Here is a 12,416-nt window from a genome sequence, read left to right on the forward strand (position 1 = left end):
CAATACTTTTTTATAGGGGTCTGACACCGCTTTTTGGGGCATGCTGTTATCGGGTGATGAACATGAAAGCAAATGAAAAAGAAAACAAAGATTTCAGCAATGCTCTTGATACAATTATTGAGCTTTTTAATAACCTTGAGGATGATGAACCCTTGATTGAATTTGGTCAGGATGTCATTGAAGACATTGAAAGGGCAAAAAAAATGTACGGACAAAATATCATTAATGAAAGGATCAATAATGTTGTAAGGGAAATCCTTTCATTACTAACTTTGGATGAAGTGAATAAAAAGGACAGTACTGATGAAGAATCTGAAGAAGCAGAGGAGGAAAAGGAATGAGGTTAAGATAAGCGATTAAGCGGGAATGCTGCCAATTCCCGCCTTTTTTGTACGCCTTCGGCGTTTTATTTGAGATTTGCGGGATTTACGCGCGCTCACAGGGACTTTTGCGCTCCCCTTGGGTTTTTTGCGCTTCCCTTGGGTTTTTTGCGCTCCCATCGGTTTTTTTGCGCTCCCATCGGGTTTTTTGCGCTCCCCTTGGGTTTTTTGCGCTCCCATCGGGTTTTTTGCGCTCCCATCGGGTTTTTTGCGCTCCCCTCGGTTTTTTTGCGCTCCCATCGGGTTTTTTGCGCTCCCCTCGGGTTTTTTGCGCTCCCATCGGGTTTTTTGCGCTCCCATCGGGTTTTTTGCGCTCCCATCGGGTTTTTTGCGCTCCCATCGGGTTTTTTGCGCTCCCCTCGGTTTTTTTGCGCTCCCCTTGGTTTTTTTGCGCTCCCCTCGGTTTTTTGCGCTCCCCTCGGGTTTTTTGCAGGCTACATCCATTAGGCTGCAAAAAATCCATTTTTATTGTTGCGATGCTTTAGCCTATACCACTTTCCGGCCTTTGGCGGTGTCCGGTTCTTTGCTTCTCTGCTTGAACGTCGCGCCACCGCCCCCTTCGCCGGGCGGTGGCGCGGAAGGCGGGGCCAAGGGTGCTTTAGATTGACCCTTTGTGGACCAACTCCGGGTTAATACGGCGGCATTCCCGAAGGCCTTGGCCTTCGGATTTGCTGCGCAAATCTACCTGTTTATGCGAACGGCGGGAAAGCGGGCTTTCCCGCTCGATCGCATAAAAACAGGTTGGAATGCCGCCGTATTTTTAGGAAGATGGGTCTTCTTGAGGTCGAACATTTGCCCTAGGCTGGGGGATGTTGCTACAATATAGTTATTATATGATAATGGAGTTTTGGAATGAAAAGGGATATTATGAATTCACCATTTACGGCGATTGGCGGGGCGGAGATGATTGATGAGCTTGTCAACGCTTTTTATAAGAGGGTAGCTAAGCATCCGGATCTGGCTCCGATATTTCCGGATGACCTGACTGAGACGGCACGGAAGCAGAAGCAGTTTTTGACGCAATTTCTTGGCGGTCCGGCGCTTTATAGTGAGGAACATGGGCACCCTATGCTAAGGGCGAGGCATTTGAAATTTCCAATTGGCCCAAGGCAGGCTAAAGCCTGGTTATCTTGTATGCATGAGGCTATGGAGGAAGTGAGTCTCGACCCGGACTATCGCGAAGGTATATTTCGCAGGCTGACGTTGACTGCTCATCATATGGTTAATTTAGAGGATGAAAACAGCTAGAGAGGTGATACGATGATGTTTAACAACACCGGCTCTACGTGTGAAGGGACACCTGGTCAGTTTCACTGCACAACAGGAGAACAGCAAAACGGTCACAAACCCATTGAAATATATGCTTTTATTGATCCCCTATGTCCAGAATGCTGGGGACTTGAACCCTTCATGAAAAAGCTGTTGCTGGAATATGGGCAATATTTTACATTGCGCTATTTAATAGTAGGGAGGCTGGACAGTTCTGATCGTAAGGTTGTCAAAAAAATTGCTGATCAGTGGGAAAAAATTGCTGGTTTAACAGGGATGTCATGTGATGGAGATGTATGGTATAATTTTCCTCCTTCTTCTTATAAAATTTCAGTAGCTATCAAAGCGGCAGAATTGCAAGGTAAACCAGCGGGCTTTCGTTTTTTGCGGAGAGTAAGGGAAAAGTTATTCCTGGAAAAGCAAAACATAAATGCTGACGCTGTTTTGTTAGATTGCGCCAAAACGGCTAAGCTGGATATCGAGGAGTTTGAAAAAGATATATCATCTAACGGCCCTATTAAATCTTTGCAATGTGACAGACGGATGGCCTGTGAAATGGATGTCTCATCATTTCCAACCTTAGTCTTTTTTAATGCTGACATTGAAAAGGAAGGCATCAAAGTGACGGGACGATATCCTTTCGATGTCTATGTCCAAATTCTTTCAGAAATGCTGGGCGAAAAACCGGTGCCAAAGGAACCGCCGGAGCTTGAGGCTTTTCTAAAAAAGTATCATTTAGTTGCTACTAAGGAATTGGCCGTGGTGTACAATTTGTCTGAACAAGAAGTCAGACGTGAAATGAAAAAACTTAAGCTTAAACAGGTAGTTGAGGCTGTTCCTGTTAAATACGGCACCTTCTGGCGTTATAATGGCGAATAAGACCACAGCTTTTAATTTAAATATTTCTTGCTAAAAACTTGCCAATTGGCAAGTTTTCTTTATTTCAGCTGATTTTCAATTCATAATTCCTGTATATTGCCATAAGCTTTTAAAAAAACAGCAGGTGATGGGATGAAAAAGTGGTGGATCATTTTCTCTTGTACAACAACCGTAGTATGTTTCTATTTTTACCTGTTAGGCTTAATGCATTTGCAACCGTTGACTTTTTCCGGTGCCCTTTTCTTCGCGTCCCTTCTCGTAACGATTCGCATTATCACCGCCCCGCAAAAAGAACACAAACAAAATTAAAAAACATCACCGGGTATTTTACCGGTGATGTTTTTGCATCCCTTTTATTCAAACAATAAATTCTCCATCTCATCCAAAACAGATTCAAAAACGGAAAGCGCTTGTTTGATTGGTTCAGATGTTGTCATGTCAACGCCGGCTTTTTTCAGCACCTCTATTGGATAGTCAGAGCTTCCTGCTTTTAAATATTCTTTGTATCGCTTGACTGCCGGTTCGCCTTCATCTAGAATCTGGTTCGATAAGGCAGCGGCAGCGCTGTAGCCTGTGGCATACTGATAAACATAATAATTGTAATAGAAGTGAGGAATTCGCGCCCATTCCAATCCAACCGCCTCATCAACAACGACATCGTTTCCGTAATACTTTTTGTTAAGATCATAATATAACTTTGTCAGTAATTCCGGTGTCAACGCTTCACCTTGTGCTGCTTTTTCATGAACGAGCTGTTCATATTCGGCAAACATGGTTTGTCTGAAGACTGTCCCTCTGAAGCCTTCAAGCTGGTGATTTAAAAGGTAAAGTTTTTTCTTCTTGTCATCTGTTTCCTTTAACAAATAATGATTCAGCAAGGCTTCATTGCATGTTGATGCCACCTCTGCAACAAAGATCGAGTAATCAGCATATGGATAAGGCTGATTTTCTCTCGTAAAGTAGCTGTGCATCGAATGCCCGAGTTCATGGGCCAGTGTAAAGGTATTGTTAATATTATCCTGCCAATTTAGTAAAATGTAAGGCATTGTGCCGTATGTCCCTGAAGAATACGCGCCGCTTCGCTTAGCTTTCGTTTCTCGGACATCGATCCAGCGGCTGTTGTAGCCTTCTTTAATCGTATTAATATAATCCTCACCCAAAGGAGCAAGCCCTTTTAATACAAGTTCCTTCGCTTCTTCATAACTGACTTCCATTTTAACATCCTTAACGAGCGGTGTGTAAAGGTCATACATGTGAAGCTCATCAAGTCCAAGCGCCTTTTTCCTTAATTTAATATAACGATGCAAAAGATGAAGGTTGTCATTCACCGTATTCACTAAGTTATCATAGACCTCTTCCGGGATATTATTGCCTGATAAAGCGGCTTCCCGCGCTGTTTTATAATTTCTAACCCTGGCATAGAAATTATCTTTCTTGATCTGGCCGGAGAGTGTGCTGGCAAAGGTGTTCTTGAAATTGCCGTATGTATCATAGACAGCTTTAAAGGCATCCTCTCTTACACGGCGCACATCACTTTCCATCAGCTTTGAATATCGGCCATGAGTGACCTCTACCTCTTCACCATTCTCATCCTTAATTTCAGGGAAAGTTAAATCAGCATTGTTTAACATACCGAATGTATTTGAAGAATTACCGGTCACTTCACTGGCTTGAGCAAGCAATGCCTCTTTATCCTCATCCAAAACATGAGGCCTCATCCGGTTAATCTCCTCAAGCATGTGGGTATACAGTTTCAAATTGTTATTTTCCTGTAAATAGCTTTTTAGCTTGCTTTCATCAAGCTCTAATATTTCTGGCACCGCAAATGCAAGCTTACTGCCAACAATCGTTGCTAAATTACCGGCGCGGTCGTTCAAAGCCTGATAAGTAGAGTTAGCTGTATCTTCATCAGATTTCATATGGGCATAAGCATAAAGCTTGTTAAGCTTCATGGTTAATTCGTCTTCTTTTTGCAAAGCATTATAAAGCGTTTCAGCAGATTCACCCAATTTCCCTTTATATGCTTCAACCTTAGGGATGATAGCTTTGACAGCTTCAAATTCCTTTTCCCATTCGTCAATATTTGGATAAATCGCTTCGAGGTCCCATTTTTCTATTTCAGGGACTTGATCTCTCTTGGGCAATGCGTTCGTTTTTACTTGTTCTGTCATTCCTGCACCTCCAAAAAGCTAATTAAAACACTCTGTACTTAACTTAATTCCATCAACACTAAAATATTCCTTCTTTTTGTTTATCGTTATCTTTATTCTATGCTATCCTGAAAGATTTCAACAAAACATTTGCTTATGATCATTATGTTTTTGCATGTCCTCGCACCATACCTTCCAATTTATCCAATACCAGCTTGTCCTTAAGAAAAAGCTGGTCCATCTGCTGATACGGCCATCGCTCATCTATCATGACACGGTATGTCTTTTTATCAACAGATACCATTATGCCTAAATCACATAACTGATCGAAATAGCCCCGTAAAATTGAAGTTAGGGAAGGTTTCGTGCAAAGCATTTGCCTCATCTGAAACAAGCCTTGATCAAGCATGCCTTGAAACGCTTTTATAACAACAGGCACTTTTAGCATGTGATTCTTTTTATTAAAAAGGAATGTGAGAATAAGCCAAGACTGCCATATATACGAAGGTGTCGAGATGAGGATATTGTGCCCGTGCGGAAGGCCAGCGTATGGGGGAAATGCTGAAAAAATGAGGCCTTGTTTGTAGCACAATGAGCGTATATATTGCTCGGAACGGTTTTGGAAAGGCATCGCCGCCAATCTTTTGTTTTTCTTACTTTGCAGCCATGCCTTGTTAAAATGACTACCGGCTTTGACAATCGATGGGTGAAGAATCCTTTCTAATGTTGCACGTGACAAACTGATAACATTTATGTCCGCAAGAAATTGACTAGAACTTATGGTGTTAAGGTTTGAAAGGATTACAAAAGACTTTTGCCGTGGACAGAAAAACAATGATGTGTAAGGTGAAGTAAACAGATTTGGTGAAGATCGCGAGGTCTTTTCTGCAGTTCGGACACATAGGAGGTCCATAGTGGTTAGGGTAAAACTGCCGTGTTTTCGCTTTAATCGCTGACCGCCAAGGATCCAAATCGGTTGTATGCCCTTGTTAAAATAGCCGCGGGTGCGTTCAATTAAATGAGTGGGCGGGATCGATGCACATTGGTATTCAATAGCTATAGGAGAGGTTTTGTTTGGCAGGTAAATGTCGGGACGCTGACGGATTTCTGGTAAATAATATTCGAGCCTTGGTTCGCTATGCTGACTCTGCAGCCATTGATAAAGCTCCCGTTTTCCGTCAAGATGATAATCAGATTCAGGTTCATTCTCATAAAAACAAGTTGTGTTACGAAAGTGGGCAAAATGCCATTTTCTTGTTTGACCAAGCTTTAGCGAAACCGGATTATTGCAACCCGGACAGTAGAACTTGACATTGTTTTGCAGCATCTCCAAGCCTTTTCTACTATAACGCTCTGCAAGCGAAATGATGCGATCATCGGACGTTTTGGCAACGAGCAAGGCATATCACAACCTTTCATTTTCAATTATCATACCATAAATATTAGTGCCTGGCACCGTGGTGACAGGCACTATAATAATGGTGATAACAGCCTTGATGTTGATTCAATGATTCTTTTGAATATCGACCGCTTTTTGAATTGGGTAAAGTTCACCTCTTTGGCCTTTTCCAAATCATCAATAAAATCTGTGACAAGCTGGATCGTGCTGTCCGTCCTATAAAGAAACGCGTTCACCTCAAAATTCAGATGGAAGCTTCTCATATCCATATTGGAAGTGCCGATCGATGCAAGCTCATGGTCAACAATAACGACTTTACTATGCATGAACCCTTCCTCATATTCAAAGATTCTGACACCCGCTTCAAGCAGGTCAGGAAAATAAGAATGCGAGGCATAAAAGACAATCCGTTTGTCCGGGCGGTTCGGCACTAGAATTTTTACATCAATGCCACTTAAAGCCGCTATTTTCAAAGCACTCAAAATATCATCGTCTGGAATGAGGTAAGGCGAAGCAATCCAAATCGCCCTTTTTGCCGATGTAATCATTGAAAAGAACAGGCTTTTGATCACTTCCCACTCACTATAAGGCGAGGATGATACCATTTGGACTGCACCAAAGTGGTCACCTTGCGCCGGTTTCACTTCAAAATAGCTGTGATCTGTAATGGCCTGACCCGTCATATAATACCAGTCCTGCAAGAAGATAACTTGAAGGCTTTTGACTCCTTCCCCTTTAACAAACAAATGGGTGTCCCGCCAAAACCCGAAGGATGGGTTCTTTCCCAGGTATTCATCGCCAACATTTAGCCCGCCCATAAATCCGATTGATCCATCAATAACAACAATTTTTCTATGGTTTCGGAAATTGATCTTGTGATTTAACACCGGGAGTTTTACCGGAAAAAAGGGGATAATTTCTGCTCCCGCTTCCTCTAACTCCTTAATATACTTTTTGGACAAGCGCCAGCTGCCCACTGCATCATATAAGAAGCGGACCTCTACACCCTCGCTCATTCTTTCGATTAAGGCCTCTTTTAATTTCGTGCCGATGTCATCGTTCCGGACAATGTAATATTCCAAATGGACATGATGCTTGGCCCGTTTGATCGCATCAATGATTTCTTTAAATGTTGCTTCACCATTCGTTAAAACCTTTGTTTCAGTCGTAAACGAGACTGGATGCTGACCAAGTTTTTGCGCAAGCTTTAATAATGCATGCTGGTGCTCACCCATCAAATTTAATTTGTTCTTTTCAATTACTTTAGATGGGGCGGCGCTAGCCAATTGCAAATTGTCCAGGAATGCTTTTTTTCGGAACAGCCGCCTTTTTCTTAAGCTCTGGCCAAAAGCTATATAAAAAATAAAACCGACCACTGGAAATACCGCCAAAACCAACAGCCATGTAATGGTCCTGGCCGGCTGTCTATTTTCAAGGAAAATCACCACGGCTATAAAAAAAACTGTCAGCGATAAGCCAATATTCAAAGTATCGAGCAGCCAGCGCTGCCAATCCTGTACAAGCAGTAATATAATGATTGCTAATAATGTAAAAAGAAGAAGCTGGAATTGTTTCTTCATTTGCCTAAACTCCTTAATGTCTGTCAAAAACCATAATATCATCTTACCCCTAAAAAGTGTATATGAAAAGAAAGGCGCTGAAGCTAGACAAAGCCATCATAACCTCACATGCTTTCTCACCAAGAGACAAAAAAATCCGGTTTTTCCTAGGAAAAACCGGTCATGAGTGTTTTGGAAAATGTTTTTTGATGTCGCCTAAAGCATTTTCAGAAATGACTTCTGTACCATACTCTTGAATAAAATGGATGGTTCGCTCCGTTTCATACCCATACTCCAGAATACAGCTTAGACGATTATCCTGCTCAAATTCGCTCATATCCTCATAGAAAATGACATCAAGGTAATAGTCGTTCTCATAAACGTATAAGGCGGTATCGACGGAAGGATGATCGATGAACTCATGACTTAAATTGATCACGTCCTCTAGATCATCAAACCTGATAAGGAATGTCAGATCACCATCATCACCTAGTTCTTCATCACTGCCATCATCGCCTGCTTCTTTCGTCCCGTTTTTTTCAGCCTTATCGGTCTGGAAGTGTTCGCTAATAAGGCTTTCCAACCCTTCATTTACCGGAATATCCAAGTGCTTATCCTCGGAAATCGGCAGTTCAAGCTTAGAACCATCTTGGGAAAGCTGTGCCCGTGTTACGATGATTTCCAATCCCTTTTCCATGGCTTGAACTTGAATCCAGAGCGGCCCCTCAAGCGGGAATGACTCCTGATTGTGCGCCTCATCCATTATTTCCCAAAATAGTTCCTCCCCGCGTTCGCGGTTATACCAAATCTCTTCGCGGTCGAAACCGCGATTTTCTATGTCAAGATAGCTAATATAAAACTTTAAAGTGTAATCGTTGACACGTTCTATGTCCATTTAAAATCTCTCCCTTCGCCATAGTATTTTCGGGAGCGACCATTCTAATTGACGGCAACACCTCTGTCTTGTACTCCTATTGTATGATAAATCGACTGTGAATGAAATAAAAATGTCCGTTCATCTTAATTAATCCGCATTAGCCCTTTTTTCTAATTTCGATGCCCGCCTCTTCATGGTTACCTAAAGGGCCTTTTCCTATTTGTACTAAATTGTATAAAAGATTATTCACCAATGCTGAATATTTAAACCAACAGATAAAAAACAAGTCCAATTTATCTATTATTTATATACCCAAAAGAGCCATAGTATGAAACGACGACATGCTGCTTGGTTATTTTTCTGGACAGGTCAGCATAGATTGGTGCTAGGATGCTAATCACGAGAGGGGTAGAAATATGCTCACAGACCATTTACTAATATCAGTGTTAAACATCGTACTAATTGATATAATTCTCGGGGGCGACAATGCTGTGGTCATAGCCCTTGCCTGTCGCAGACTTCCGGTCAGGCAGCGGAATAAAGCGATTTTACTCGGGACAGGCCTTGCCGTCATTCTGAGGATCGTCCTCACAGCCATGATGGTTTCCCTTCTGCAGGTGCCCTATCTTTTACTCATTGGGGGGCTAATGTTAATCTATATTGCCTTTAAACTTCTTATTAATAAAGAGGAAGATGTTAATATAAAGGCCGGCACATCCCTCCTTTCTGCTGTTAGGACAATTGTATTTGCTGACCTTGTAATGGGACTTGATAACGTCCTTGGCATTGCCGGTGCAGCTAAGGGCAATATTCTTCTTGTTATTTTGGGGCTTAGTGTATCGGTGCCAATCATTATATGGGGTAGCAAAATTATTCTTAATGCCATGGAGCATGTGCCTGGCTTAATTTATATCGGCGGAGCGGTCCTAGCTTACACTGCATCAGGTATGATTATGTCTGAACCAAAAATCCACAGTTTTTTTCTTGGACACCCTGAGATGAAAACAACCTTTACCGTCATCATCATTGTCGGTGTCTTATTGAGCGGGTTGCTGATTAATAATATAAAATCAAATAATGCCAGTCAGCATTTTTAGTCTAAAATTCCCTAACATAAGAAAAGCTGAAAAAAAAAGACACTCCCGAGAGAGTGTCTTAGTTAACTAAGCGTTGTGCTTCCTGAAGCTGGAAGGTACGAACTTTTCTTGGTAAGAACCTGCGGATTTCATCATCGTTATAACCCACCTGCAAGCGCTTATCGTCAAGCATGATTGGACGGCGAAGCAGCCCCGGATTATCTTTGATTAATTCGTACAGGTCTTGAAGAGGCATAGCGTCCAATTGAATGTTCAATTCTTGAAACGCCTTTGATCTTGTTGAAATAATTTCATCTGTCCCATCTTCAGTCATCCGTAGAATTTCTTTGATTTCGTTAATGGACAACGGTTCAGAAAAAATATTTCGTTCAGAAAACGATATGTCATGTTCTTTAAGCCATGCTTTGGCTTTACGACAAGATGTACAACTTGGTGATGTATATAAAGTGACCATTTATTCACCCTCCTTAAAGGACTGTCACTACATGCACATAGTTAATCAGAAAGTATAAACTTTCCGAAATACATAAGAGAACAAAGATTTTTATTATGGAGAACTCGGCAAAGCCAAGTTTTCTTTAAAAACTTTACATCATTATTATATTATAATATTTCTAATTTGGCTAGACCCTTTTGAAAATGATTTTCAATAAGGGTCATTTTGACCTATAAAAACATGTGCAAATGTAACGCTAAAATAATAATTCCCTTAATATTATATTGCTAAACATGTTTTTCATCAAAAAAAAGAGGCCACCGAATTTGGGGCCTCCTGTTATGCAGAGATTTTGCTATTTGATGCCGGTGTTTTTTTCGACTTCGGTTCCCACTTACCCAAACGTTCTTTTAACCATTTTTTCAACGCATTTTTTCGCTTGCGCTTACCATTGGGCTTCATGTCGCACCGCCTCCTTTATAAAAATCACGGCATCAAACAAATTAAGTTGGGCTTTTCTCTGTCTCGAACTCAAGTATATTGTCCGTCTTATCGGCTTCAATTGTCAAGACCTCATCAACATCTAGGTAAGACTTGCCGTATAATTCAACGTCTTTATACGTGTGGATTTCTTCATACGTTTTCTTAACTTTTTCCATAATACTTTCTTCGGACTCATTTGTTGGCGACCAATAAAGAATTTCCATTTCATTCACTTCGTTGGTTGCCAGGCTGCGGCGTTTATAGCCTATTGAGACAGCATGTTCGAATCCTTCCCTTTTATAAAAATGAAGGCGTTTCTCTGTATCTGTATCATCGTAGTTAATGGGCTCAACTTCAAGAATAATCGGTTTGCCTTTTGCCTTCAGCTTTTCCATTAGCTTATGCCCTGTTCCTTTTCCACGTGTTTTAGCCGCAACGTAAATATAGTCAACAAAAATAAAATCTTTTGTCTCGACATACATCAACACATGGTCTGGGCTTTCATCCTTATGATACATTTCAGCCTTATCCTTTAGCAAAAGCTCCATGTGTTCCTTTGATTTCATTTCTTCAATAGGGAAATACTCGTTCAATTTCTCGTACCAGTTCATTCCTCGACCTCTCTTTTTTGATTTATTATGCAACAACGCTTAAAAAATAATCACGTTGTGACATGCAAGTCATCATGATCTTTTCCACGGTTGGCATTTTATTAAAAGGTTAATCAGAAAGAACTCCTAAAACAGCGGGATAATGGAGTAATACAGGAGATAATGTGGAAAAATTTACTATCAAGCTTATTTGGGATTGAAGCTTGACGCCAATTGGGTATGTCATACCACACCCTATTTGAGTTAATAAGAAAGTATATACTTTCTTACGCACATAAGTGCACTGGCTAAAGACGTAACATCCTGTTGCAACGCCAGTACTAGCACGTCCTGTGCGTCGCAACTACGCCTCTGTCTTCACCAAAGGCTCGCCAATCGGCGAGTTTTCTTTAAAAAGAAAAACCTTCACATTCCATGTGAAGGCTTTTAATGATTATATTATAGTGGATTAAGTCATGTTTGTCAAATCGTCAAGGGGGAAATTCAGGATTGCCCGGAAGCTATTTCCTTCGAATAGGGAAAGGCGCTTTCGCATTTCTTTATTGTGTTTGAAAGCGTAAATGTTATGTGAGTATTGTCTAGCTTCAGCGCCTAGCCCCTCGAGTCACTTCGGTCCCCCTCCGGCGGCGACAGCCTCCTCGGAGGCCCTCCAGTGCTTTTCGGGGCTGACCAAGGCGCCTCCGCCTTTCTTTATTGCGGCAGCCAATCCTGGACGTCTTTTACGGAAACAACGCCGCGAAAGGTATGAATGATTTTTCCGTATGGATCGATGAGAAATGATGTCGGTATACCAAAAATGTGATAATCCTCTTTGACTTCTCCCTTTTTATCAAACAAAATAGTAAAGGAAACAGGATTTTCATTTAAATATTTTTCAACTGATTTTACCGATGTTTCTTCACTCGTCATATTGACTGCCAGGACTCTTAACCATTTTTGGGGAATTTTCCGCTGGATCGTTTCCAGGGACGCCATTTCCGCGCGGCATTCTTTGCACCAAGTTGTCCATGTTGTTAATAGAATGGACTGTCCCTTGTAATCGGCCAATGTGACCTTGTCGTTTTCACCATTCAGCAGGGTAAAGTTTGGAGCTGACTTAAAGGATGTCACTTCGGTTCCTTTGTTTTTTCGCGTGCGGGGTTCTTTAACCTGCGTGTTACTTTTTAATGTTTCATGATTGACAGTGTAGATGACGGTGATCATCACAGCGACTAATAAGAGACTTACAACAATTTTTAAAAAGGAACGTTTTCTTTTGCCATTAGCCACTTAAGAT

General features: G+C 41.4%; 14 protein-coding genes. 5 read left to right on the forward strand and 9 right to left on the reverse strand.

Annotation, left to right across the window (positions count from 1 at the left end):
- Nucleotides 1-62 precede the first annotated feature (62 nt).
- Nucleotides 63-341, forward strand: a complete 279-nt coding sequence (locus EV207_RS07515) for an atypical membrane-integrating protein (Mistic protein) (RefSeq protein ID WP_165886862.1) — start codon at nucleotides 63-65, stop codon at nucleotides 339-341.
- A gap of 15 nt (nucleotides 342-356) precedes the next feature.
- Here EV207_RS07515 and EV207_RS07520 read toward each other — a convergent pair whose 3' ends face one another.
- Complete coding sequence (locus tag EV207_RS07520; RefSeq protein ID WP_132745287.1) at nucleotides 357-824, reverse strand: hypothetical protein; 468 nt, start codon at nucleotides 822-824, stop codon at nucleotides 357-359.
- Between the two features lie 408 nt (nucleotides 825-1,232).
- Between EV207_RS07520 and EV207_RS07525 the strand changes: the two genes are divergently transcribed.
- The 3 genes from EV207_RS07525 (at nucleotide 1,233) to EV207_RS22970 (ending at nucleotide 2,837) form a co-directional block, all read left to right on the forward strand.
- Nucleotides 1,233-1,628 carry a globin domain-containing protein gene (locus EV207_RS07525; protein WP_132745289.1) on the forward strand — a complete coding sequence of 132 codons (396 nt, stop codon included), beginning with the start codon at nucleotides 1,233-1,235 and terminating at the stop codon, nucleotides 1,626-1,628.
- Between the two features lie 12 nt (nucleotides 1,629-1,640).
- Nucleotides 1,641-2,528: a ClpXP adapter SpxH family protein gene (locus EV207_RS07530; RefSeq protein WP_243646987.1), complete on the forward strand. Its 888-nt coding sequence runs from the start codon at nucleotides 1,641-1,643 to the stop codon at nucleotides 2,526-2,528.
- A gap of 132 nt (nucleotides 2,529-2,660) precedes the next feature.
- Complete coding sequence (locus EV207_RS22970) at nucleotides 2,661-2,837, forward strand: hypothetical protein (RefSeq protein WP_165886863.1); 177 nt, start codon at nucleotides 2,661-2,663, stop codon at nucleotides 2,835-2,837.
- Between the two features lie 44 nt (nucleotides 2,838-2,881).
- Here the strand turns inward: EV207_RS22970 and pepF are convergent, their stop codons facing one another.
- The 4 genes from pepF to mecA all read right to left on the reverse strand — a co-directional run bounded on the left by pepF (nucleotide 2,882) and on the right by mecA (nucleotide 8,531).
- On the reverse strand, nucleotides 2,882-4,699 hold the full coding sequence (gene pepF, locus EV207_RS07535) for an oligoendopeptidase F (RefSeq protein ID WP_132745291.1): 1,818 nt from the start codon (nucleotides 4,697-4,699) through the stop codon (nucleotides 2,882-2,884).
- Between the two features lie 142 nt (nucleotides 4,700-4,841).
- On the reverse strand, nucleotides 4,842-6,077 hold the full coding sequence (locus EV207_RS07540; RefSeq protein WP_132745293.1) for a competence protein CoiA: 1,236 nt from the start codon (nucleotides 6,075-6,077) through the stop codon (nucleotides 4,842-4,844).
- A gap of 71 nt (nucleotides 6,078-6,148) precedes the next feature.
- Entirely contained in the window at nucleotides 6,149-7,657 is a 1,509-nt protein-coding gene (cls, locus tag EV207_RS07545; protein ID WP_132745295.1) for a cardiolipin synthase, read from the reverse strand.
- A 160-nt stretch (nucleotides 7,658-7,817) separates the two neighbouring features.
- On the reverse strand, nucleotides 7,818-8,531 hold the full coding sequence (gene mecA, locus EV207_RS07550; protein WP_132745297.1) for an adaptor protein MecA: 714 nt from the start codon (nucleotides 8,529-8,531) through the stop codon (nucleotides 7,818-7,820).
- 398 nt (nucleotides 8,532-8,929) lie between these two features.
- Here mecA and EV207_RS07555 point away from each other — a divergent pair, with 398 nt between their 5' ends.
- A complete protein-coding gene (locus EV207_RS07555; RefSeq protein WP_132745299.1) occupies nucleotides 8,930-9,610 on the forward strand; it encodes a TerC family protein in 681 nt (226 codons plus the stop codon).
- A gap of 58 nt (nucleotides 9,611-9,668) precedes the next feature.
- Here EV207_RS07555 and spxA read toward each other — a convergent pair whose 3' ends face one another.
- The 4 genes from spxA to EV207_RS07570 all read right to left on the reverse strand — a co-directional run bounded on the left by spxA (nucleotide 9,669) and on the right by EV207_RS07570 (nucleotide 12,409).
- A complete protein-coding gene (gene spxA, locus EV207_RS07560) occupies nucleotides 9,669-10,064 on the reverse strand; it encodes a transcriptional regulator SpxA (protein WP_132745301.1) in 396 nt (131 codons plus the stop codon).
- 321 nt (nucleotides 10,065-10,385) lie between these two features.
- Complete coding sequence (locus tag EV207_RS23695; RefSeq protein ID WP_279389177.1) at nucleotides 10,386-10,508, reverse strand: hypothetical protein; 123 nt, start codon at nucleotides 10,506-10,508, stop codon at nucleotides 10,386-10,388.
- A 41-nt stretch (nucleotides 10,509-10,549) separates the two neighbouring features.
- On the reverse strand, nucleotides 10,550-11,140 hold the full coding sequence (locus EV207_RS07565) for a GNAT family N-acetyltransferase (protein WP_132745303.1): 591 nt from the start codon (nucleotides 11,138-11,140) through the stop codon (nucleotides 10,550-10,552).
- Nucleotides 11,141-11,830: 690 nt separating this feature from the next.
- On the reverse strand, nucleotides 11,831-12,409 hold the full coding sequence (locus EV207_RS07570; RefSeq protein ID WP_132745305.1) for a peroxiredoxin family protein: 579 nt from the start codon (nucleotides 12,407-12,409) through the stop codon (nucleotides 11,831-11,833).
- Between the last annotated feature and the right edge of the window lie 7 nt (nucleotides 12,410-12,416).

It is taken from the genome of Scopulibacillus darangshiensis (assembly GCF_004341035.1).
GTDB classification, from domain to species: domain Bacteria; phylum Bacillota; class Bacilli; order Bacillales; family Sporolactobacillaceae; genus Scopulibacillus; species Scopulibacillus darangshiensis.